Annotated in this window: 16 protein-coding genes; 9 read left to right on the forward strand and 7 right to left on the reverse strand. The window is 64.2% G+C overall.

Annotated elements, in window-relative coordinates; genetic code table 11:
- The first annotated feature begins 82 nt into the window (after nt 1–82).
- From NFC98_RS07875 to NFC98_RS07890, 4 genes are all read left to right on the forward strand, one after another.
- On the forward strand, nt 83–2737 hold the full coding sequence (locus NFC98_RS07875; protein WP_254277530.1) for an EAL domain-containing protein: 2655 nt from the start codon (nt 83–85) through the stop codon (nt 2735–2737).
- 376 nt (nt 2738–3113) lie between these two features.
- Entirely contained in the window at nt 3114–5102 is a 1989-nt protein-coding gene (locus NFC98_RS07880; RefSeq protein WP_254277531.1) for a nucleoside-diphosphate sugar epimerase/dehydratase, read from the forward strand.
- Nucleotides 5103–5344: 242 nt separating this feature from the next.
- The gene (locus NFC98_RS07885) at nt 5345–8956 is read left to right on the forward strand and encodes a bifunctional diguanylate cyclase/phosphodiesterase (RefSeq protein ID WP_254277532.1); all 3612 of its coding nucleotides are present in this window, start codon (nt 5345–5347) and stop codon (nt 8954–8956) included.
- A 67-nt stretch (nt 8957–9023) separates the two neighbouring features.
- Nucleotides 9024–10718 carry a diguanylate cyclase gene (locus NFC98_RS07890; RefSeq protein ID WP_254277533.1) on the forward strand — a complete coding sequence of 565 codons (1695 nt, stop codon included), beginning with the start codon at nt 9024–9026 and terminating at the stop codon, nt 10716–10718.
- 352 nt (nt 10719–11070) lie between these two features.
- Here the strand turns inward: NFC98_RS07890 and NFC98_RS07895 are convergent, their stop codons facing one another.
- The 6 genes from NFC98_RS07895 to NFC98_RS07920 are packed head-to-tail and all read right to left on the reverse strand — an operon-like array spanning nt 11071 to nt 16564.
- Complete coding sequence (locus NFC98_RS07895) at nt 11071–11634, reverse strand: cob(I)yrinic acid a,c-diamide adenosyltransferase (protein ID WP_254277534.1); 564 nt, start codon at nt 11632–11634, stop codon at nt 11071–11073.
- A 22-nt stretch (nt 11635–11656) separates the two neighbouring features.
- Nucleotides 11657–12574: an ArgK/MeaB family GTPase gene (locus NFC98_RS07900; RefSeq protein WP_254277535.1), complete on the reverse strand. Its 918-nt coding sequence runs from the start codon at nt 12572–12574 to the stop codon at nt 11657–11659.
- Between the two features lie 4 nt (nt 12575–12578).
- Nucleotides 12579–13757 carry a CaiB/BaiF CoA-transferase family protein gene (locus NFC98_RS07905; RefSeq protein ID WP_254277536.1) on the reverse strand — a complete coding sequence of 393 codons (1179 nt, stop codon included), beginning with the start codon at nt 13755–13757 and terminating at the stop codon, nt 12579–12581.
- Nucleotides 13754–14149 (reverse strand): cobalamin-dependent protein, encoded by a 396-nt coding sequence (locus tag NFC98_RS07910; RefSeq protein WP_254277537.1) that lies wholly within the window; start codon nt 14147–14149, stop codon nt 13754–13756. The genes NFC98_RS07905 and NFC98_RS07910 overlap by 4 nt, the downstream gene beginning before the upstream one ends.
- Nucleotides 14150–14183: 34 nt before the next feature.
- Nucleotides 14184–15791, reverse strand: coding sequence for a methylmalonyl-CoA mutase (locus NFC98_RS07915; RefSeq protein ID WP_254277538.1), 1608 nt, complete (start codon nt 15789–15791; stop codon nt 14184–14186).
- On the reverse strand, nt 15788–16564 hold the full coding sequence (locus tag NFC98_RS07920) for an enoyl-CoA hydratase/isomerase family protein (protein WP_254277539.1): 777 nt from the start codon (nt 16562–16564) through the stop codon (nt 15788–15790). The genes NFC98_RS07915 and NFC98_RS07920 overlap by 4 nt, the downstream gene beginning before the upstream one ends.
- Before the next feature lie 143 nt (nt 16565–16707).
- Between NFC98_RS07920 and NFC98_RS07925 the strand changes: the two genes are divergently transcribed.
- Nucleotides 16708–17973 carry an MFS transporter gene (locus tag NFC98_RS07925; protein WP_254277540.1) on the forward strand — a complete coding sequence of 422 codons (1266 nt, stop codon included), beginning with the start codon at nt 16708–16710 and terminating at the stop codon, nt 17971–17973.
- Here NFC98_RS07925 and NFC98_RS07930 read toward each other — a convergent pair.
- Nucleotides 17946–18734, reverse strand: a complete 789-nt coding sequence (locus NFC98_RS07930; RefSeq protein ID WP_254277541.1) for an IclR family transcriptional regulator — start codon at nt 18732–18734, stop codon at nt 17946–17948. The two genes, NFC98_RS07925 and NFC98_RS07930, sit on opposite strands and share 28 nt — an antisense overlap.
- Nucleotides 18735–19040: 306 nt before the next feature.
- On the opposite strand from NFC98_RS07930, the gene NFC98_RS07935 reads away from it, so the two are divergent.
- The 4 genes from NFC98_RS07935 to NFC98_RS07950 all read left to right on the forward strand — a co-directional run bounded on the left by NFC98_RS07935 (nt 19041) and on the right by NFC98_RS07950 (nt 23945).
- The gene (locus NFC98_RS07935) at nt 19041–20060 is read left to right on the forward strand and encodes a TAXI family TRAP transporter solute-binding subunit (protein ID WP_254277542.1); all 1020 of its coding nucleotides are present in this window, start codon (nt 19041–19043) and stop codon (nt 20058–20060) included.
- Nucleotides 20061–20168: 108 nt separating this feature from the next.
- Nucleotides 20169–22172: a TRAP transporter fused permease subunit gene (locus NFC98_RS07940; RefSeq protein WP_254277543.1), complete on the forward strand. Its 2004-nt coding sequence runs from the start codon at nt 20169–20171 to the stop codon at nt 22170–22172.
- Nucleotides 22173–22436: 264 nt separating this feature from the next.
- Complete coding sequence (locus tag NFC98_RS07945) at nt 22437–23132, forward strand: SDR family NAD(P)-dependent oxidoreductase (RefSeq protein WP_254277544.1); 696 nt, start codon at nt 22437–22439, stop codon at nt 23130–23132.
- Nucleotides 23133–23183: 51 nt separating this feature from the next.
- Nucleotides 23184–23945: a glucose 1-dehydrogenase gene (locus NFC98_RS07950; protein WP_254277545.1), complete on the forward strand. Its 762-nt coding sequence runs from the start codon at nt 23184–23186 to the stop codon at nt 23943–23945.
- The last annotated feature ends 232 nt before the right edge of the window (nt 23946–24177 follow it).

Raw genomic sequence — 24177 nt, forward strand, 5'->3', positions numbered from 1 at the left:
CATCGGCTGCCGCTGCGTCGTCGCGTGCAGTATCAGGCAATCGCCTCGGCAACGCCATCCAACTCGAGCAGCGGTGTGGTCAATGGATACTCCCCTCTTGCCCATCGCGCGCCGATATCTCACTATCGACCCTGCTGAATGGAAGCAGGATAACGATGTCGTGCAGGGAGGCACGCGAGTGCTCAATGAACTTACGCTCATGGAAACCCAGCAGGAGGTGCATGAGCTGATCGCTCGGCAGGCACCTCTGGAGCAGACGCTGGCGGCCATCGGTCGCTGGATTACGGCGATGCTGCCCGATGCCATCGTCGCCTTCATGCGCTTCGATCCGGCCAGCCAGACGCTGAACCTCTATCCCAATCCCGTGCTCTCCGAGGCCTACCAGGCACGCCTGCAGCAGGTGCCGATCGGGCCAGACTCGGCCTCCTTCGGCTGCGCCGCCTTCCAGCGTGAGCTGGTGGTAACCGAGGACATTGCCAGCGATCCGCGCTGGACTCGGTTCTGTGAGGCGGCAGGTCGCGAAGGCCTGAACGCCTGTTGGTCGAGTCCGGTGATGACCACCGACGCCGAGCTTCTCGGCACCTTCGGCACCTACTACCGAGAGCCCTGCTATCCCTCGGACACCAGCAAACGGCGGCTGAAGCAGGCTGCGGCCCTGGTCGCTCTGGCGCTGATCCGCGATCGCGACACTTCCCGCCATCGGGCCCTCTCCGAATGGCACCGCTCGCTGTTTGTGAACCACCCGGATGGCGTCTATGAATTTGACCTGGAAGGGCATTTCCAACGCGGCAACGTCGCCCTCAGCAGGATCACCGGCTATCCGGAAGCCGCCTTGATCGGGCGCCACTTCAACGAGTTCATCGAACCCGACTACTGGGCGGTGACCCAGGCCGGCTTCGATGCCGCGAGGGAGGGGGGCTCACGTCAGTACGAGACCATGGGCTCCCACCGCGATGGCCACCCCTACCACCTGGAGATCATCAACTTCCCGGTGACCCTCGACGGCGAGGTCGTCGGGGTCTACGGCATCTGTCGTGATATCACCGAGCGCAAGCGCCAAGATGCCGCACGGCATCTGCTGGAACGAGGTATCGAGGCCACGCCCAACGGGGTGCTGATGGCGGATGCCACCCAGCCGGATATGCCGCTGGTGTATGCCAACGAGGCTTTCTGTGCGCTGACCGGCTATGTCCCCGATGAGGTGCTGGGACGTAACTGCCGCTTCCTGCAGGGGCCCGATACCAACCCCACGGCGGTGACCACGATTCGCCAGGCGATTGCCGCCCGGCAGCGCCATGAAGTGACCCTGCTCAACTATCGCAAGGATGGTACCCCCTTCTGGAACCACCTCTCGCTGAGCCCGGTGGTCGACGAACAAGGCGTCTGCACCCACTATGTTGGCATCCAGCAAGACATCACCCGGCAACGGGACCATGAAGCGAAGATCGCCTATCAGGCGACCCATGACCTGCTGACAGGCCTGCCCAATCGTACCGCCTTTGATGAACGCCTGGCGGCCGCCTTTGCCCAGGTCCAGCAGACCCAAGGGCTACTCGCGGTCATGCACCTGGACCTCGACGGCTTCAAGGCCGTCAATGATGGCCTTGGCCACCACATCGGCAACCGGGTGCTGAGCGAGGTCGCCGGACGCCTGACACACCTGATCGGGTCGGGGGACAGTCTGGCTCGCCTGGCCGGTGACGAGTTCGTACTGCTACTGCCAAACCTGGCGAGTCAGCAGGACGCTATCGCCCTGGCCGAGCGTATTCTGGAGGCGCTGAACCGCCCCTTCCTGATTGAGGGCAAGCCGCTGCATGTCACCGCCAGCATTGGCATCGCCTGTAACTGCCCCGTCACCGAACAGGCCCACGAGCTGCTGCAGCGCGCCGATCTGGCCATGGCCCGGGCCAAACGGGAAGGACGCAACACCTGGCACTGGTACCGGGGCAATGGCCAAGCCACCACCGAAGACAGCGTGCTGCTGCGTCATGACCTGCACACCGCGCTGCGTGAGGATCAGTTCGAACTGCACTATCAGCCCATCGTGGATGCCATCAGCGGGCGAATTCGCGGTGTCGAGGCGCTGGCCCGATGGCGCCACCCCCAGAAGGGTATGCTGTCCCCCGGCATGTTCATCCCCCTGGCCGAGCAGACCGGGCAGATCATCCCGCTCGGGCGCTGGGTGCTACACCGGGCGTGTGAAGATCTTGCTACCCTCAATGCTGCGGGAGGCCCGGTGGTCCCGGTGGCGGTGAACATCTCCTCGCTGCAGTTCCGCCGCGAGGGTTTTGTGGAGGAGGTGCAGCAAGCACTGGCCCAGTCGGGCATGCCTGGTAAGTTCCTGGAGTTGGAGGTCACCGAGAGCGTGCTGCTGGACGGCGCCGATCAGGCAATTGCGCTGGTTCAACGGCTAAAGGCGCTGGGGGTCCGCGTTGCCCTGGACGACTTTGGCACCGGCTTCTCCAGCCTTAGCTATCTCCGCGACCTTCCGATCCACAAGGTCAAGTTGGACCGCGCCTTCATCCAAGACATCCTGACCAGCCGCAGCAATGCTGCCATCGTGCAGGGCATCATCACTATGGCGCACCATCTGGACCTAATCGTGGTCGCCGAGGGGATCGAGGAGAGGGCACAGCAGCAGGATCTGGTTCGGCGAGGCTGTGATCTACTTCAGGGCTATCTGTTCGCTCGACCGATGCCGCTACAGGCACTATTCGATTCGGTGCCAATCGCGTAGTGAAAGCTGCATTACGTGGTCTCCAGCCTGCGTTACAGGCGCCAAGATCGCCTTGTTCGACTAGTCCGGACAACGTGGTTCGTCGGCATTCGGATCGCGTGCGATATGGCTGTGCCCACCGGAAGGAACCTTGGTGTAGCCACAGTGGCTACTTCCTAAGTAGCCAGAGGAAGGGGGATATCATCTCTCAATCTTCTAGAGTTGCCTCCCGGCTGAGCATCCGGCTCCACTTGCTTTCGTTGTAAGCCCTGTCTTACAGCGCTTGTCGGCAATCAGCTCGGTTCAAGAAACTGAACCCCGGGCCGGTGACTGGTAGAATCGCTCCTTCTTCTGGTATTTCTCCTTCCTCAAGGATGAGAGGTCTCACCCTGTGCTCATGAGTTTTCTTCAACCGCTGTTCCGGTTGCCCCGGCCGCACAAGCGGGCGATCCAGCTGCTGGCGGATGCCGGGCTGATCGTGGCGAGCTTCCTGCTGGCGATGCTGCTGCGCCTGGACAGCTGGGCGTTCGCCCGCGATCCGCAGGTCTGGGCGGTGCTGCCGGTGATGATCCCGGTAAGCCTGGCGATCTTCATTCGGCTGGGCTTCTACCGCGCGGTAATCCGCTACATGAGCATGAAGGCGGTGAAGGCGGTACTGGCCGGGGTGGCCGGCTCCGCGCTCACCCTGGTGGTGGTGAACTACCTGTTCAACCTGCCGGTGCCGCGCTCGGTGCCGTTCATCTACGCCATGCTGGCGATGCTGACCATCGGCGGCGTGCGCTTTGCACTGCGCGCGCTCTATCTGCGCAACCAGCTGCGCTACAAGACGCGGGTCGTGGTCTACGGCGCCGGGGCGGCGGGCCGCCAGCTGGTGGTGTCGCTTCGCCACGGTTCGGAATACGAGCCAGTGGGCTTCGTGGACGATGCCCCGGGACTGGAGGCTGCCTTCATCCAGGGCCTTAAGGTCTATGCGCCCGGCGATATCCGCCGGCTGATCGACGACTACGGCGTCGAGAAGGTGCTGCTGGCCATCCCCAGCGCCACGCGGGCGCGGCGTCGCGAGATCCTCGAGCGCCTGGAACCGCTGGACGTGCCGGTGCAGACCATTCCCGGCATGGCCGACGTGGTGGCCGGCCGGGCCCAGATCAATGACCTGCGCGATGTCTCGGTGGAGGACCTGCTCGGCCGCGACCCGGTGCCGCCGGAGCCCGAGCTGATGGGCGCCAACATCACCGGCAAGGTGGTGATGGTGACCGGTGCCGGCGGCTCCATCGGGAGCGAGCTGTGCCGCCAGATCCTGCGCCAGGCCCCGGCGCAGCTGCTGCTGCTCGAGCTCTCCGAGTTCAGCCTCTACCGCATCGAGCAGGATCTTGTGCAGATCGCCCGCGAGGAGGGGATCGCCTGCCCGGTGAAGGCGCTGCTGGGTTCGGTGCAGCACCGCAACCGGGTGCAGAAGATCCTTGATGCGTTCAAGGTGCAGACGATCTATCACGCCGCCGCCTACAAGCATGTGCCGATGGTGGAGCACAACGTGGTGGAGGGGCTGCGCAACAACGTGATGGGCACCCTGGAAACCGCCCGGGCGGCGGTGGAGACCGGGGTGGAGAGCTTCGTGCTGGTTTCCACCGACAAGGCGGTGCGACCCACCAATGTGATGGGGGCGAGCAAGCGCCTGGCCGAGCTGGTCTGCCAGTCCATGGCGCGGGCCCAGAGCGCCACCCGCTTCAGCATGGTGCGCTTCGGCAACGTGCTGGGCTCCAGCGGCTCCGTGGTGCCGCTGTTCCGTCGCCAGATCGCTGCCGGCGGCCCGGTGACCGTGACCCACCCCGAGATCACGCGCTACTTCATGACCATTCCCGAGGCCGCCCAGCTGGTGATCCAGGCGGGCGCCATGGCCCGCGGCGGCGACGTCTTCGTGCTCGACATGGGCGAGCCGGTAAAGATCGCCCAGCTGGCCGGTCATCTGATCCGCCTCTCGGGGCTGGAGCCCAGCTATCCGGGCATCGACGACAACGACCGGGTCGCCGGCGACATCGAGATTCGCTACACCGGCCTGCGCCCCGGCGAGAAGCTCTTCGAGGAGCTGCTGATCGGCGAGAACGTCAGTGCCACCCGCCACCCGCGGATCATGACCGCCAGCGAGATCTCTCTGGGCTGGAACGAGATGGAAGGGTTGTTGGAGTCGCTGTTCGACGCCTGCCTGATCTTCGATGCCCCGCGGATCCGCGATCTGCTGATGCAGGCCCCGCTGGGCTATCGCCCCCAGAGCGAGCTGGCCGACCTGGTGTGGGAGCAGCAGGGGTTTCGGAGCGAGATGCGCGTTCCCGCGCCGGAGGATACCAAGGTCGTTGCGATGCGCCCACGGTCGACGTCCACGGCCAGCTGACGCGGATCCTGCCTCGGCATGATGTCGTCAGGTTGGCCCCGACCAGAAGCCGCCGCTTCGAGCCCTCGAAGCGGCGGCTTCTACGTTGATGGCCCGCCTGCCACGGCGGTGATGGTGCGCTGAAACCGTATTCGCGGTAGCTTCATCAGGGGCTGCTGTCGTCAGGGCCGGCAATCGTGCTGGCGAGAGAAGATGTCATCACGGCGACCTTAGCGCCGAGGGGCGGGATCCAGGGAGGGGTCATGCCGATTACCACACGTCATCTGATGTTGGACAGCCTGCTGCTGCTGCTGGCGGCCTCGTTCATCATCGTGGGTCTCAACGGACTGCTGCTGGGCTGGATGGAGCTCGTCTATTCGCCGCTGCACCTGCTGCTGGTGGCCGACGGCTTCATGGCCATGCTGCTGGCGGGGGCGGGTCTGATGGCCCTGCTCGCCGGGTCGTCGGGCGCCCGCCTGTTGGCCGGCGGGCTGCTGATGGTCCTGTTGCTGCATACCCTGGCCCATGCGCTGCTGAGCCCCATCGGCATCATGCCGGCCGGAATCGAATCGCGGCTGGCGATATTGCCCGCCGTGGCGATGTTGCCGGTGGCGGTGTTTCTGCTCATCGGCCGGTCCGGCGGGCCCTGGCGGCGGCTGTGGCTGTCCCTCGGGAGCGTGCTGGCGGTTCTCGGTGGGGTCGCGATGTTGCCGCTGATCCCCGTGCTCCGCCCCTGGTTTCTGACTCGCTTCGATCCGGCGCTGCTGGTGGCGCTGGTGGTGGCCGGACTGCTTGGCGTTGGCATCATGGTAGCGGCCCTGCGCGACGAGCGGCCCCTGCAACTGGGGCGCTATGCCGTCATCACCGGTCTGGTGGGCGTCATGGCCAGCAGCCTGGCCTGGTTCGTGCTCAGCTCCCAGCAGGATGAGGCCCTGGAACGCCAGGCGACCTACCTGCTGGATAACATCCAGTTCAACGCCGAGCAGGCGATGATGTCACGGCTGGCCCTGATGCGCCGCATGGCCGAGCGTCTGGATGCCGGCAATGGGGAACTCGACTCGCAGGTGCTGCAGCGAGACCTCATGGCCTATCTGCGCGACGTCAGTAGCTTGAAGGCCGTGGGGCTCTATCGGCCGGGTGCCGAGTGGGCCTGGCTCAGCGGACGGGATGCCGCCAGCCAGCGGGTGCTGGTGGAGAAGGTGGAGCAGGCGTCGGTGCAGGAGTGGCTGAGGGTGGATATCGGTCAGCCGCGCCTCATGCTTGCCGCGCCCGAAGCCCCGTGGATGGGACTGCTGGCCGTTGCCGTTCCCAGCAGCGGCCACCAGCTCCTGTCGCTGGTGGATCTCTCCGAGCTGCTGTCCCAGGAGCTGCAGTGGCAGCTGGGGCTCTATCGGGTGGTGGTCCTGCGTCAAGGCGAGACGTTGACCGAGCTTCGCCAGTCGACGCTTGCCGCGGGGGAGGCAGAGAGCGCTTTCGTGCATCACCTGATGCAGCGGCGTGATATCGGGCTGCCCGGCGGACCCATGCTGACGCTGGAGGCCTATCCGGGCAGCCAGCATGACTGGTTGCTGGCCGGTCTCATGCCGGTGGGGGTCGCCAGCGGGGGGCTGACCCTCAGCGGCATGCTGGTGTTCAGCCTGGCGCTCGCCGGCCAGCTGCTGGGGCGCACGCGTGCCCTCGGTGAAGCCCGCCAGCAGCTCGAGGCGCAGCAGGCCGTGCAGACACTGATCCTCCGCGAGGAGCCGCTGGCGGATATCCTGTCGGCCATCTGCCGCATGCTGGAGCAGCAGGTGCCGGGTTCGTTCTGCTCGATCATGCTGGTCAATGACAAGCGTACGGCCCTGGCGCTGGCGGCGGGCGATAGCCTCCCCGAGGCGTTTCGGGAGGCTGTCGCGACGCTCCCGATCGGCGACGGCATCGGCGCCTGTGGCAGCGCGGCCCAGCTCGCCGATACCGTGATCTGCGAGGACCTGGGGGAGGATCCGCGCTGGGAGGGCTACCAGGGGCTGGCACTGTCCAACGGGCTGCGGGCGTGCTGGTCATTTCCGGTATTCGGCAGTGATGGCAAGGTGCTCGGTACCCTGGCGAGCTATCTGCCCGAGCCTGGGGCGCCCGGCGTCGCATCGCGTCTGTTGCTGAGCAAGGCGGCCGACCTGGTGGCCCTGGCCGTGGAGCGCCACCAGAGCCGGCGCACCCTCCGGCTGCTCGAGCGCAGCGTCGAGGACAGCATCAATGGAGTGGTGATCGCCGATGCGATGCAGCCGGACCTGCCGATCATCTTCGTCAACCCCGCCTTTACTCGAATCTGCGGTTACACCAGCGACGAGGCGCTGGGGCGAAACTGTCGCTTCCTGCAGGGACCGGACACCGACGCCGGGGAGGTGTCCCGTCTCCGGGAGCAGCTACGGGGGGAAAGCCAGGTCCATGTCACGCTGCTCAACTATCGCAAGGACGGCACGCCGTTCTGGAACGCGCTTTCCATCTCTCCGGTGCGCGATGACCGGGGCCAGGTGACCCATTTCGTAGGCATGCAGCATGACGTGTCGGAGCAGAAGGCCTATGAATCCCGGCTGGCCCACCACGCCAGCCATGATGCCCTGACCGGCCTGATCAACCGTAGTCGCTTCGAAGAGCGCCTGGCCCAGGAGGTGGCGCTGATGAATCACCTCGACGCGCGGCTGGCAGTGCTCTTCGTCGACCTCGACGATTTCAAGCCGATCAACGACACCCTGGGCCATGCGGTGGGCGACGATATGCTACGTGAGGTCGCCCGGCGCCTTCAGGCCTCGGTGCGACCGGGAGATACGGTCGCGCGCATGGGCGGCGACGAATTCGTCCTGCTGATGCGCGATATCTCTCGCGAGGGACAGGTGCTGAGTCTGGTGGAACCTCTGATGCAGGACATCGCGCGTCCCTATCGGGTCGATGACCATGAGCTCTACCTGACCTGCAGCGTGGGCATCGCGCTGAGCAACCCGGCGATGAATGAGCCCCGCGAGCTGATCCAGCAGGCCGACATGGCCATGTACAAGGCCAAGCAGCAGGGCCGCAACGCGTATCACTGGTATACCCACGAGATCACCGAGCAGCTGGGCGAGCGGGTGGCGCTGCGCAACGAGCTTCAGGAGGCCATCGAGGCTCGCGGCCTGGAGCTGCACTATCAGCCACTGATCGCGCGGGATGGCTCGCTGGCTGGTGTCGAGGCGCTGCTGCGATGGCAGCATCCGGATCGCGGCTATGTCTCGCCGGAGGTCTTCATTCCCCTGGCGGAGTCCACTGGCCAGATCATTCCGCTCAGCCGCTGGGTGCTCGAGCGGGCCTGCTGCGACATGGTCCTGCTGGGTCGGCAGGGCGTCGGCACGGTGAGGGTGGCGGTCAACCTGTCACCGCTGCAGTTCCACCGACCGAACTTCCTGGCGACATTGCGCGAGGTGCTGCAGCAGACCGGCATGCCAGCGCACCTGCTGGATCTGGAGCTGACCGAGGGCATCCTGATGGACAATACCGAATCGGCCATCGATATCCTGCATGCGCTGAGGGGCATGCAGATCGGGGTCTCCATCGACGACTTCGGTACCGGTTTCTCCAGCCTGAGCTATCTGCGTGATCTGCCGATCAGCAAGGTGAAGATCGATCGCAGCTTCATTGCCGAGATCACCAGTAACCCCCATGACGCCGCTATCGTGCAGGGCATGATCTCCATGGCGGGGCACCTGGGGCTCGAGGTCGTGGCCGAGGGCGTCGAGACGCCGGCCCAGCGCCAGCAGCTTGACGCCTGGGGCTGCGATATCTATCAGGGGTTCCTGCTGGCCCGGCCGATGCCGCTCTCGGCGTTGTCACGGTGGATTACCGAGTCAACGGAACCATCAGGGTAAGATGATGTGTCATGCCTGATCCCCGGCTGGGCCCGCCAGATGACGTCCAACAATCAAGGAGAGCACCTTGAGCCTGAAATTGCGCTTCATGCTGGTGGCGGCTGTGCTCATGCTGGGGGCCTCGCTGCTTGCCTGGCTCAGCTTTCAGTACATGGCCGAACGTATCGTCGAACAGTGGGGGCGACGGGTCGCCGAGGTTCAGGTGCAATACGACAGTGCCAGGCTGTTGCAGCCCCTTCAGCGTGAAATCGCGCTCGCCCAGCAGCTGGCCAACTCTCAGGTGTTGCGCAGCTGGATACACCATCCCGAGGATCCGGAACTTGAGGCACGGGCGTTTCGTGAGATGGAGAGCTTTCGTCGCAACTTCCGCGATGGCAACTACTTCGTGGCCCTGCTGGAGAGCGGCGGCTACTACCACAACAACGCGGCCAATGAGTTCGGGGAAGATCCGCTGCGCTACCATCTGCGCGCCAACCGTCCGGCCGATGCGTGGTTCTACCAGCTGATCGAGGAGGGGCGAGACTTCCACCTCAACGTCAATCCCGACGTGGAACTGGGCGTGACCAAGCTGTGGATCGATGTGCTGATACGCGACGAGCATGGCGACATTCTCGGGATGGTGGGCACCGGCATGAATCTCGAGACCATCCTCGAGCAGATCGTGGACATCGACCAGCAGGGTATCACCACGGTGTTCGCCGATTATAACGGCGCCATCCAGCTCTACCGTGACCCACGATTCATCGATTTTGCCAGCCTGGTCAAACCCGAAGGGCAGAAGCGTACCGTGGACCTGCTGTTCGACCTGTCCCGGGACGGCGAACGAGTGCTCGACCGGATGCGCTCCATGCGCGACAACCCCCTCGACAATCCTCTCGTCTATACCGACTTCGTGACCGTGGACGGCAAGCGCCACCTGGTGGGTATCGCCTTTCTCTCCAGCATCGGCTGGTTCGAGATCACGCTGCTGGACCTCGATGAGGTGATGCCCGTGGCCAGTTTCGCGCCTGCGATCGGCTTGATGATGGCCTTCATGCTGTTGAGCCTGCTGCTGTTCTACTGGGTGCTGCGTCGCCTGCTGCTCAACCCCATGGCGGCGCTGGAGCGTGCCATGGTGGGACTGCGTGAGGGCCGTCAGGATGTCGCCCTGCCTCGAGGCGTCGGCGAGATGGGCCGCTTGATCAACCACTATCGAGACATGGCCAGCGAGGTCATCCGTCACACCGGGGAGCTGGAGGCGCAGGTCAAGGCACGTACTGAGCAGCTTGAGGAGCTTGCCCGGGTGGATGTGCTGACGGGGCTGCTCAATCGCCGCGGCATGACCCAGCGGCTCGAGGAGCAGGCGTCCCGCGCGACCCGGGACGGGGAGTGCTTCGGGCTTGTCTGGGTTGATATTGACCGGTTCAAGGAGATCAACGATACGTTGGGCCATGCCGCTGGCGATGAGGCGCTCTGCCAGGTGGCCGAGGTACTGCAGACCAGCCTGCGGCCCTATGATCAGGCGGCGCGCTGGGGAGGTGACGAGTTCCTGGTGCTGCTGATGCCCTGTCGGCCGGAGGACCTGGTGACCATTGCGTCGCGCCTGCGTGAGGTGGTGGCCGAGAGGACGCAGCGGTCGGAGGGCGGCATCACGGTCAGCGTCGGGGCCAGCCTGGTTCGCCCGGGCGAAGCGCTGGCCGGCGCACTTCAACGCGCCGACGATGCGCTCTATCGCGCCAAGGCGGCCGGACGCAACCGGCTGGTGGTGGCCGAGACGGAGTGACCCCGTCACATCTCATGCAATGGACCAGCTCGGAAATACGGGGCATCCCGTTTGATACATCGACGATTTCGCTGATGCGCAGGTCGCCGCACACCGGGCAGAGCATGCAGGTCTGCTCGGCCGGCAGGTTCCGCGTCTTGCCTATGCCAGGCGATGGCGCCTTCTACCGCCTGGCGAGCACCGGTCATCAGGTCGGGTCTGCGTGAACGCCTTATGGCCGGCGACGCTCAGCGTGCCGTGGGTGGGCTTGAACCCCGCGACACCGATGCCTCGCAGTGCCGCGGCAGATGACGTGGCGCTGCCTTGCGCGTGTGTCTCTTCCTCGGCCGGCGCCGATCCCGGGCATGGTGGGTCAACGGTTGGCTCCCGGTACCCAGAGCACGTCATCAGTGCCGTTGGCATTGGCCTTGCGGGCTGCGACGAACAGCAGGTCCGAGAGCCGGTTCATGTAGCGCAGTGCCTCATAGTGGGCCGGCGCCACTTCCAGCAGCTGGCTGATCAGCCGTTCGGCCCGGCGGGTAATCGTGCGAGCCATGTGCAGGTGAGCGGCCAGCGGCGTGCCGCCGGGCAGGATGAAGGAGCGAAGGCTGGCCATGTCCGCATTGAGCTCATCGATGCGCGCCTCGAGAAATTCCACCTGCGACGCGCTAACCCGCAAGGGCGGGTAGGGCGGCGCCTCCCGCTCGGGGGTGCAGAGGTCGGCACCGACATCGAACAGGTCATTCTGCAGAATGGCCAGCAGGCGGTGCATGTCACCCTCTGAATAACACTGCGCCAGGCCGATCGCGGCATTGGCTTCGTCCACCGTGCCGTAGGCGGCCACTTGCAGGTCATGCTTCGGTACCCGGGTGCCATCGCCGAGGCCGGTTTGCCCCTTGTCCCCGGTGCGGGTATAGATCTTGTTGAGCTTTACCATCCCATGTCCTCCCGCCGGCGCTTCATTGCCGGCTGTCCAGGGCGAGCGTCCGCAAAATGTCTGCATAGGCCTCTGGCAGCGTCGGCGCATCGAGCAGCTGCGGGTGGTGATCCAGTAGCTCGGAAACGCGGCGAACGATCAGCGACTGGACGTGGTAATGACGTCGCCGCCTAAGCGTTTCGCCCGCATTGCGATGGTCCGATTGCCAGGCGAGATGCTCTGTCACCGCCGAGTCCAGTGCCATCAGCCCTTTCTCCTCGGCCTGGCTGACTTCGATCACCGGTGGGTGCCAAGCTCCCTGAGGCTGCGACCGCTGAACGATGCCACGAATCTCCGACGCACTCTTTTTGGCACCGGGCAGGTCGGCCTTGTTGATCACGTAGATATCGGCCAGTTCGAGAATCCCCGACTTCATCGCCTGGACCGCATCGCCGGCGTTGGGCTGCAGCACCATGACCAGGGTGTCCACCGAATGGCGTATGGCATGCTCGGCCTGACCGACGCCGACGGTTTCCAGCAGCACTTCGCTGAACCCATAGCCCTCCACGGCTTCCAGAAGGTCCAGTACGTTGTCGGCGAGGCCGTCGTTGGAGCTGCGACTGGCTAGTGAGCGGATATACAGGTCCGGCTCATTGGCGATGGCATCCATGCGGATGCGGTCGCCCAGAATCGAGCCGCCCGAGAGGGGGCTGGTGGGGTCGATGCCGAGGATGGCCACGCCCCCCTGGTCGCGGCATGCGGCCAGTCGGTACTTGGCCAGACGGCTGATCAGGGTGCTCTTGCCGGCACCCGGCGCCCCGGTAAAACCGATACGCGAGGTGTCAAGGGAGGGTTCCGGCCGCTGGGCTCGGTAGGTCAGGCTCTCGGTCACCGAGGCCTGGGACAGGCGGGTCAGTTCTCGGCCGAGCGCGCGGCGCGTGCGAGGGGCGAGACCACTCATGATGTCAGCCTCCGCGGACGTTATTGGAAGGGTCAATACGCCAGCCCAACTCCGTTAGCTGGCCTGCATCCTCGTCAAGCAGCGGTGGTGCACCGTATTGAGTCGGCTGACCCTGGAGCTTGATGGGGTTACCCACCATGCGAATCTCGCCATGGGCCGTAGGTACCGAGACCACCATCTCTCGGGAGCGGGTTAGCTCTGACTCAAGGGCGTCCTCAAGGCTCTGCACACCGGCGACGACGACGCCGAGCGGAGCGAGCCGTGTCACCCAGCTGTCGGTGGAGCCCGTGGCCAGCACCGCCTGGACGTCAGCAATGACCGCTTCGCGGTTCGCGGTCCGGGCGGTCATGGTGGCGTAGCGCGGATCCGTGATCCACGCCTCGCGGTCGATTTCCCGACAGAAATCGGCCCAGAAGCCGTCATGGGTGATGAACAACGCCAGGTGTCCGTCGCGGGTGGGAAAGATCTGCGCCGGTACGATGTAGGGATGCCCACCACCGGGATATCGCTGTGCCTTCTGGCCAGCGTTGAGATAGGCGCCAGCCAGGTAGTTGAGCTGAGAGAGCATGGTGTCGTAGAGCGAGACATCTACCTGGCCGCCCTTGCCCTCGACCAGCTTGGCGGCTAAGCCAAGCGCGCCCATGATCCCGGCGGAGTTGTCGACGACCGAGTAGCCCGTCTTTACCGGCGGTCCATCGGGATCACCGGTCATGGCCATGACGCCGGCCAAGGCCTGAATGACGTAGTCGTAGGCGGGTTTCTCGGCGAAAGGGCCATCGAGGCCGAAGCCTGTCAGGGCAAGACAGACGATCTTCTCGTTATGTCGGCGCAGGGCCTCGTAGGTGAGCCCCAGCTTGCGGATTGCCGCGGGCCGAACATTCGTGATCAAGGCGTGAGAGCTAGCCGCAAGCTCGCCCAGCCGCTGTTGACCTGCCTCGCTGGTGAGATCAAGGCTGACGCTGCGCTTGTTGCGGTTGAGGCTGGCAAAGTAGGCGTTGTGGGGGCCGATGAAGTGGGGGCCGATCTGGCGGCCGATGTCCCCCTTGCCGGGAGCCTCGATCTTGATCACTTCGGCACCCAGGTCGGCCAGCAACATGCCACAGTAGGGGCCCGCCAGCATGTGGCTGACCTCGAGGATGCGAATCCCGCTGAGGGGGCCAGAGGGGGTAGCCGTCTGTGTCATGATAGCTCCCTCTCGATGGCAAGAATGACTTCATCCAGCGGCATGTCGGCGGTGAACACGCCGCACACGCCGGCCTCCAGCAGCGCCTCTCGGTCCTTTTCGGGAATGGTGCCCCCGACGAAGATCTTGATGTCGCCGGCGTCATACGCTTCGAGGCAGCGCATGGTGTCGCTGACCAGTGCCATATGGCTGCCGGACAGCATGCTCAGTCCCACGACATCCACGTCCTCGTCTACCGCCACCTTGGCGATGTATTCCGAACTCTTGCGCAGCCCGGTATAGATGACGTCGGCGCCGGCATCTCGAAGCGCCAGGGCGATCACCTTGGCGCCCACGTCATGGCCGTCGAGGCCGGGTTTGGCGATCAGGATTCTCTTGCCTTTCAAGCTCATGGGGTGTCTCCACTGGTGGCGGGGGATAGTCGGCTCACAGTCGAATGGGTTCCTGAAACTCGCCCCACTGCGACTTGAGCGTGGCGACCATCTCGCCCACCGTGGCGTAGGCATGACAGCAGTCGATGAGATAGGGCATGAGGTTCTCGTCATCCTGCGCTGCTGCTTTCTCGAGGGCCCTCAGCGTCTGCTCCACCTTCGACGCATCGCGTTCGTCCAGCAGGCGTTGATACTTTTCCTGCACTCGCTGCGCGGCCTGGGGGTCCACCTTGAAAACTTCCCCGAAGTCGTCCGTCTGGTCGTCGCGGCGGAAGTAGTTCTGTCCGACGATCACCGTCTCGCCCTTGTCGACCTTTTGCTTGCGTTCATGGGCCCGCTCGGCGATACGCGCCTGCAGGTAGCCATCTTCAATCGCTTTCTCCACACCGCCGTATTCGTCGATCTCGTCGATGACTCGGCGTGTCTCCTCTTCCATCTTGTCGGTCAGCCACTCCACGTAGTGACTGCCGCCCAGGGGGTCCACCATCTTCGAGATACCGCTCTCGTAAGCGATGATCTGCTGGGTGCGCAGCGCGATTTCCGCGCTGAACTCGGTGGGGATCTGGAAGGCCTCGTCGTAGGCGCAGGTGAATACCGACTGTGCGCCACCCAAGGTGGCGGCCAGCGTCTCGATGCCCACGCGAACGATGTTGTTGTAAGGCTGGGCGGCGGTCAGCGAGGAGCCTCCGCAGACCACCCCGAACCGGAAACGCTGCGCCTTGGGGTCGGTGATGCCGAAGCGCTCCTCGAGCAGTGTCGCCCAGAGCCGCCGTGCCGCGCGGAACTTGCAGATTTCCTCGAAGAAATCCATGTGCACATAGAAGAAGAAGCTCAGCCGGTTGGTGAACTCGGTGGCGTTTCCGCCGCGCCGAATCAGTTCTTCCACGTAAGCCAGGCCGTTGGCCAGGGTATAGCCGAGTTCCTCCACCGCAGTGGCGCCGGCGTCTCGCACATGGGCGCCGGCGATGCTGATTGGGTTGAAGCGTGGGGTCTCGCGGTTCGAGAACAGGATGGTGTCGGAGATCAACCGCATCGAGGGCCGCACCGGGAAGATCCAGGTGCCGCGGGCCACGTACTCCTTGAGAATGTCGTTCTGGATGGTGCCGGTAAGTTTCTCGCGTGGCACCCCCTGCTTGTCGGCCACTGCGCAGTACATGGCATAGACGATGGCCGCGGTGCCGTTGATGGTGAAGGAGGTCGAAATACCCCCCAGGTCGATGCCATCGAACAGGATCTCCGCTTCGGCGAGGTTGGACAACGAGACGCCCACCTTGCCCACCTCGGAGCGCGCCATGGGGTCGTTGGGGTCGAACCCGCACTGGGTCGGCAGGTCCAGCGCCACCGACAGCCCGGTCTGGCCGCTCTCCAGCAGGAAGCGATAGCGTGCGTTGGTGTCTTCCGCGGTGCCGAATCCCGAGTACTGGCGAAAGGTCCATAGCCGCCCCCGGTAGCCGTTGGCGAAGATGCCTCGCGTGTAGGGGGGCTCACCGGGGCTGCCGGGGTCGGGATGGTGAAGCATGTCGGGCGTGATCCGCTCGGGAATCTCGATGCCGGAGGCGGTTCGCGGTGTCGGGATGGGCGGCGTGCGGTTGGTATCGCTCATGAAGACTTCCTCGCTTTCAGGATCTTGTCGGCGGCTTCCCAGTGATCGTCATGGGTCCAGGTGGCAACCAGGTGGCGCGTCTCGATATCGGCCAGCGCCTCTGTCGACAGACCGTCGGCATGCCCCAGCGCGAGTGCCTTGAAAGCCCGGAGAACCTGTGGGGCCTGAGCGAGCATGGGCTGTGTGAAGTTCTCAACGCACTGCTCTAGCGTCTGCCCATCATGGGCCACGTGATCGATCAGGCCGATGCGCTCGGCGGCATGGGCGTCGAGCAACTCGGAGCGGGTGAGCAGGCGCAATGCCAGCGGTGGCGGCAGGCGACGGAAAAGCCGAACGCCACCTCCCCAGGCGGTGGAAATGTTGAGCTTGCCCTGAATGAAGCCGATGCGGCTGGTCGGCGGGGCGACGATGAAGTCACAGGCCACGGCGAGTTCAGCGCCTCCGCCGAGCGCATCTCCGTTGAGAGCGGCAATCACCGGGACCGGAAAGTGACTTACTGCATCGAGGGCGCGTCTTGCCTCATGGCTCATCTCGGCGGCTTGCGCTTCGCTGCGAACCTGAGCCAGATCCTTCAGATCGCCACCGGCCGCGAAGCTCTTGTCACCGGCACCCGTGAGCACGACGGCTTTCCACTCGGTCCCGGCGGCGTATTCGGTGAAGACGTCAGCGATCTCACTGAGTACCGCCCGCGACAGGGCATTGCGCTTCTCGGGGCGATGGATGGTGATCCTCAGGAGAGGGCCTTGCGAGTCGACAAGGAGGTGTTCGGCCATGGAGGCGCTCCGACGGAAGATGTTGTGGTTGTTAATTTCCGCATAGTGAATAAACATACTTATATGTGAAATTATCTGTCAAGTTATGGTTCCCCGGACGTTACCTCGTTCAGGGAGGTCAGCCCTGCGGCAGGAGGCGCGGCATGTCGAAATTCTCACCACCACCACCGAAGTCCCTGGCGGGTCAGCCAGCCAAGCCTTGGGGGGAGGCTTGGGTGGTGGTGGCCGCGACCACCTGGGTCCAGGCGCTCACCAGTGCCGCCATGCTGCTGGTACCCGTGTTGGCGCCGCAGATCGCTGCCGATTTCGGTGTCCCCACCGGTCTGGTGGGGATGCAGGTGAGCCTGCTCTATGGGGTGGCGATGCTGGTGTCATTGCAGGCAGGATCATTGGCGAAGCGCCTTGGTGCCTGCCGGGCCAGCCAGGTGGCCATGGTGCTGGTGATGACAGGATGTGCGGTGGCGGTGGCAGGAACCCTGGCCACCCTGCTGGTTTCGACGTTGTTGCTTGGCGTGGCCTATGGACTGACCAATCCGGCGGCGGCGCAGCTCCTGGCTCGCTATACGCCGCTGCAACATCGCAACCTGCTCTATTCCATCAAGCAGTCCGGCGTGCCGCTGGGTGGTGTGCTGTCGGGTGCGCTGGCACCGTCAATGGCTCAGGCCTGGAGCTGGCACGTGGCCTTTGGGGTCCTGTGTCTTGCCGCGTTGGTTACCGCTCTGGTACTGCAGCTGCGTCGTCGCGAGTGGGACAGTGATCGCGTCCCGGAGGCGCGTTTGCGGGGCGCCGGCAGCCTGGGTGTGCTCTACCGGCGTCCACCGATTCTGTGGCTGGGAATGACCGGCTTCTGCCTGGCCGCGGCGCAGCTGTCCCTGTTGAGCTTTACCGTGGCGTTCATGGTGGAAGAGCTATTGATCACCCTGGTGACAGCCGGGGTGATCATGTCGGTCATACATGCATCGGGGGTGTTTGGCCGCGTCGGCTGGGGGATGCTGGCTGATCGGCTAGGCAAGAGCATGCCGGTGCTGTTCGGTCTGGCCATCGCCATGCTGGCGGTCTTTGTGGCGGTCTCGCTGCTGGGCCCCGGCACACCGAGCTGGCTGGTGATCGTGCTGCTGAGTGCCGCGGGGGCTACCGCGATAGGCTGGAATGGGGTGTACCTGTCCGAGGTGGCACGACGAAGCCCTCAGGGAGAGGTGAGCGAGGCCACTGCCGCGGTACTGGTACTGACCTACATGGGGGTGCTGACCGGGCCGGCGCTGTTCAGCGTCTTCGTTTCACTGGGGGGCAGCTATGCGCTGGGCTTTCTGCTTCCGGGATTGGCATCACTGTTGGCGCTGTTCTGTCTGCGTTGTGCGGTTCGGGTGCCCGAGGCGAGATCTCAGAGGGCGGCAAGCCGGTCGCCATGACGCATCAGCGCCTCGCGATAGCGGTCATAGTGACGGGACATGCGCTCCATGGGGCCGGCGATGGCCAGCCCCAGTGTTTCACCGAATACCGGGCGCGCGATGGCGAGCGCCATTACATCGTCGACGTTCTCCCCGCGGGTGACGAAGTAGCCACGGCGCTGGCCATTGAGGATGTCGTCGAGTAGCTGGTCGCGGTCGGTGATCGTGCTCGAGGTCACGGAAGGCATGGTCAGGCGCTCCAGCAGGCGCTTCAGTTGCTCGCCATGTTCCTCGCCGAGCATGGCCTTGCCGATGGCGCTGGAGTGCAGTGGCTTGGCGTCTCCCGGCGTCGCCGCATAGCGCACGGTATGGGTGCCTTCGATGATGTCCAGGTAGACCACCCCGTCACCCTGGCGCTTGCCGAGGATCACCGTCTCACCCAGCTCATCCCGTAGGTCGTGCAGCAGGGGAGAGGCGCTCTCTAGTAGAGGGTCATGGGTGGCGATCGACTGGGCGACCTGCAGCAGCCGCTTCGTCGGGTAGACACGCTTCTTCTGCTCCAGCACGTAGACGTAACCGAGCGCTTGCAGGGTCTTGATCAGGGCATGGCAGCTGCTGACGGGGGCGTCGATGCGCTTGGCCAGATCCGTGAGTGGCAGGGGGGTCTGGGCCTCGGCGAAGGTCTCGAAGAGGCTCAAGGTGCGGGCCGCCGTCTTGACGCTGTCAGGCCGGCCGAGAGGCCCTGGGTGGTTATCGGCATGGCGGTGGGGGGAGTGTTTCATGGTTGCACGTCCTTGCTGTCTCGTCGCCCGGCTGAAGGCGCACCTGGCCATTGGCCGCTTCCGCACAACGCCAGGTTACTGGATGATCGGGGAGTTGCAAAAGCGTTGGGGCCCATGCTCGAACTTGTTCACGATGATGAATAGTATTACACAGGCGTGAAAACCTGCTAGGTTTGTACTAAACCTGATAACGATGCCGGTGGCAGGCCCCGAGGCTTGAGCCTGGCGAACAACAACACCCAGGACGGGCTCGACTCCCAGGGCGGGAACTCAACGCATCACCGACACGCCACGAGGACAATAACAATGCATCCCATTTTTAAACCCGTGCTCCCCCTTGGGCGACATGCCCTTACCCTGGGCGCCGCCGGCATCCTGGCAGTTGGGCTGGTGCCGCAAGATGCCCAGGCCCAGGCAAGAATGGCCATGGGCGGCACGCATAGCGGTTCGGCCTTCTACTCCTACCAGGTGGCCGTTGTATCCGACTGGAACGATAACGTTGACGGCGTCAACATGAGCATTCAGGAGTTGGGGGGCGCCTCGGCGTCGACCCAGGGGCTGTTGCGTGGCGAAGTCGACATGGGCATTGCGGTGACCTCGTCGGATCACCAGGCCATGCAGGGCGAAGGTGAATACGGTTCACCGGCAGAGAACCTGCGAACCCTGTATTTCTTCGCACCCCTGCCACTCAACTGGGTCGTATCGGCTGATTCCGACATCCATTCGCTGGAAGACCTGGCCGGGCAGGATTTCAACTCCGGCGGCCGGGGAACGGCCACCGAAGGGCAGACCGAGACGGTGCTGGAGGTGCTTGGCATCGAGCCCGACTACTACCGTGCCGGCGCCAGTGATGCACTGGATGCCTATCAGAACCGGCGCCTGGATGCCTTCGTCAAGGCCGGCCTGCATCCCGATGGCTACATTCAGCAGGCGCATTCCTCTCGTCCGGTCAGGCTGCTGTCGATGACCCAGGAACAGGCGCAGCAGGTCGCCGACGCCCGGGCCTACTTCAGCGTCGGCGAGGTCGATGCCAAGGACCACTACGGCGAACAGCAGAGCCCGCTGGTGACCATCCAGACTGGCATCGGCATTAACACCACCAGCGACCTATCCGAAGAGGCCGCCTATGGCATCGTGGCGCGTGCCTTCTCGGAGCCGGGCATCCAGGCCGCGGCAGATGGTTATGCCCCCGCGGCCGATATCGATCCGCTGCAGCTGACCCTCAATGCGAGCGTGGCACCGCTGCATGCTGGAGTGGTTCGCTACCTCGAAGAGCAGGGATACGACGTCCCCGACCGTCTCATTCCGCCCGAGTATGCCGAGTAGGTTTCTGCTTGGCAGACTTTTCCCTATTCCGTTGCATGGTGGGCGGAGGAGAGCCCTGGGCTTTCCTCCGCCCGTTTGCCGTGAGCTCGAGCCGTCGGGGCCTTTTCTATGAGTTCGGATGAACGCGTCGCGCATCTTCGCCGCTTCAGCGGGGTGGCCGGCTGGCTGGTCGGTAGCCTGGCGCTGGCATGGATCCTGTTTCACGTCGTCACTGCTGGGGTGGGCACGCTCCCCAACTATCAGCAGCGCGCCGTCCACCTGGGTGGGGCGCTGTTCTTCGTGTTTCTGCTTTACCAGGGACGTGCTCGCTTTCCACGCCTGCAGCTCTTCCTGATCGACCTGCCTTGTGCCTGTGCCTGCCTGGTGCTGCTTGGCTACGTGTTCGTCAATTATGACGCCATCGTGATGAGCAACTGGTACGTGAACGAGGCAGTCGAAAAGCTCTTCGGGGTCACCCTGTTCCTGTTGTTGCTGGAGGCCGTTCGACGCACCTTGGGCTGGATGTTCGTCGGACTGATCACGGTTTTTTGCTGCTACGCCTATTTTGGTCCCTACCTCCCGGGCCCGTTCGGGCACAGGGGGCTGTCGTTGGAGCGGATGATCTACGTCTTCTACCTGGGCAACAACGGGCTGCTGGGCACGCTGATGGGGATCTCTGCCACGGTGGTAGCGCTGTTCCTGATCCTGGGTGCCCTGCTCAATGTCAGCGGGGCCGGCGATACCTTCATTCGTATCGCCATGCGCCTGGGCGGGCGCATGCGTGGCGGTGCGGGGATGGTCGCGGTCATCGGTAGCGCCTTCATGGGCATGATCAACGGCAGTACCGTGGCCAACGTGACCAGTACCGGGGTGCTGACGATTCCACTGATGCGCAGGCTGGGCTTCAACCGCAATCTGGCGGGGTCCATCGAGGCCGTCGCTTCCACCGGCGGCCAGATCATGCCACCCATCATGGGGCCCGGGGCCTTCCTGATGGCGGAACTGCTCGGAATTCCGTATCTCGAGGTGGTAAAGGCCGCACTGGTGCCTTCGGTGCTGTTCTTCACCGCACTGCTCCTGGGGGTCTATCTGATGGCTCGGCGATACGGTCTCGAGGCGCTGCCAGCGCAGCTGATTCCGTCTCGACGCGAGGCCTTCGAACCGCGGGCGATGGCCAATCTTCTGGTGCCGATCGTGGTGCTGCTGTTCTTCATCCTGCAGCACTACACGATCCAGACGGCGGTATTCTGGTCACTGATGTCGATCATCATCATGATGTTCCTCAACTCGCTGCTCCCGCAACGCCATCTGGATAGCGATGCCTGCGATCGATCATGGGACCTGGCGGGGCTCGAGGCGCCGACTCCCCGGCAGAACGAAGCGTCGACCAGCCAGCGTCTGGTCGGCCTGCTTCGCGCGACCTACGAGGGGCTCTACAGCGCAGCGCTCAGCGTTGTCTACATTGCCATGATCATTGCCGCTGCCCAGGTCATGGTCTCGGTCATCAACCTGACCGGACTGGGCGTCACGCTGTCGCAGGTGATCCTGTCCATCGGTGGAGATTTCCTGATCGTCTCGCTGCTGCTGACCATGGCGCTAGCCATCGTGCTCGGGATGGGCATGCCGACGCCGGCAGCCTACGCGGTGGGGGCTGCGGTGCTGGCTCCGCCCTTGTTGAACCTGGGCTTCGAGCGCCTCCCGTCCCATCTGTTCCTGTACTTCTTCGCCAGCGTGTCGGCGATCACACCGCCGGTGGCCGCGGGGATCTTCGCCGCGATTGCCATCAGTGGGGGAACCTTCCTTGGCACCGCTCGCTATGCGCTGACCCTGGCCTGCAGCCTTTTCCTGCTCCCGTTCCTGTTCATCCTCAACCCGGAGCTGACGCTGGCGGGTGAACCGTTGACCATTCTCCTGGCCGTGTTGAGCGCGATGCTGGGAATCGGCTTTCTGTCTGTCGCGGCCATCGGTCAGCTGGGGGAAAGCATGAAGCTGCTGCCTCGGCTTCTGGTGGGTGCAGGCGCCATCGTAATGGTCACCCCGGGGCTGTGGTTTGACATGGTCGGCATGGTCGGCGTGCTCGCGGGCATCTCACTTCATCGCCTTCCTGCCAAGCGAGGTGACAAGCATGCATGATCTCATGACCGATGAGCAGCGTGAGCGTCGGCTGGCAGGGCCATCGCGAAGGGGACTAGCGCTGATTTGGCGGCACAATGGGGCGCTGACCGTCACCGGGCACCCCCTCTGTGGACAGCCGCTGCAGCGGGCGTCGGCTGTCCGACGCCCGCATTGTCTCCCTGAATCACGCATACCCGGTAGAACAAATTGACTTCCGGTAAAGTGGGACGCGCGCGGGTGACCGGGTTGCCAATGCAAGCCTTCTCTCTCGCAGGAAAGACCGTGCTGATCACGGGTGCCGCAGGCGGCATAGGTGCCGAGACGGCACGTGTCTGCGCGGAACAGGGCGCTTCGCTGGTTCTTGTGGATGTGGACGGCTGCGGCGCGCTGCTCGAGGAGCTGGGCGAGGGCGGCATCCGGGCCACGGCCCACGCCGTCGATGTCACGGATCGCCACGCCGTGGAAACACTCATCGACAGCCTACCCGAACTGCATGCAGTCGTCGCGAATGCCGGAGTCCATCCCATGGATGAGTGGCAGGACGACGACTGGGACGCCGCTTTCCAGCGCGTCATAGACGTCAATCTGATGGGCGTGATCAACGTTGTCCGGGCCTCCCTGCCGCGACTCTCTGCCCAGCAGCAGGGAAAGGTCGTGATCGTCTCCTCCCTTGCGGCGCGAATGGGTGGGTTGCTGGCGAAGCCGCACTACGTGGCCTCCAAGGGCGGACTTGCCGCCCTGGTGAAGTGGCTGGCGAGAAAGGCGGCCCCGAATCGGGTGAACGTCAACGCCGTTGCGCCGGGGGCGACAGCCACGCCGATGACGGATGGCTGGGGCTACTCGGCCGAGGGAATACCGTTGAAGCGTCTCGCGACGCCGCGGGAGATTGCCCTGCCCATCGCCTTTCTCTGCTCCGAGGGCGCGGATTATATGTGCGGCGCGATGCTGGATGTGAATGGCGGCGTGTTCATGAATTGAAGCGCGCCCTGAAAATTATTTCGAATAAAAAGCAAATGCGAGGAGAAGACAATGAGACTGCGGGAACGTGTCGCGATCGTTACGGGGGCCGGTTCGGGGTTCGGGGAGGGCATCGCACACCGTTTCGTTGAGGAGGGCGCCTGCGTTATCGTCAATGACGTCAACAGGGACGCCGGTGAGCGCGTGGCCGAAAAACTGCGGAGCGAATTCGGCGCGGACAGGGCCGCCTATCAATACGCAGACGTCGCAAACCGGGAGGACGTGCGTCAGCTGGTGGCGGCGGCAGTGGAGCGCTTCGGAAAGCTGGATATTCTGGTCAACAATGCCGGTGTCTCCAACCGCAACATGCCTACACTGGAGATCGCGGAAGACGATGTGGACCGGATTCTCGCAGTCAACATCAAGGCCGTGTGGCTTGGCATCTGCGAGGCGGTGCCTGTGCTCCGCCGTCAGGGTGGCGGCGCCATCATCAACATCGCGTCCACAGGCGCATTCCGTCCACGCCCAGGTCTCACCATCTACAACGCTTCCAAGGCGGCTGTGGTCAACATGACGAAATCGACAGCCGTCGAGTTCGCCCCGGATGCAATCCGGGTAAACTGTATCTGTCCGGTCGCCGGCGATACACCGCTGCTCGCCACCTTCATGGGCGAAGACAGCGATGAGAAGCGCGACGCCTTCCGTGCCACGATCCCCCTCGGTCGGCTGTCACAGCCGCTTGATATTGCCAATGCCGCCCTGTATCTGGCCTCCGAAGAAGCGGCCTTTATTACCGGTGTGGCGCTTGAAGTAGATGGTGGTCGCTGCGTCTGATTGCCTGATGACCGCGGCCTTTATTACCGGTGTGGCGCTTGAAGTAGATGGTGGCCGCTGCGTCTGATTGCCTGATGACCGCGGCCTTTATTACCGGTGTGGCGCTTGAAGTAGATGGTGGCCGCTGCGTCTGATTGCCTGATGACCGCGGGGTTTATTACCGGTGTGGCGCTTGAAGTAGATGGTGGCCACTGCGTCTGATTGCCTGATGACCGCGGGGCCTGGCTGTCGC

Origin of the sequence: Halomonas sp. 3H (genome assembly GCF_024206005.1) — a bacterium.
Lineage (GTDB): Bacteria > Pseudomonadota > Gammaproteobacteria > Pseudomonadales > Halomonadaceae > Halomonas > Halomonas campaniensis.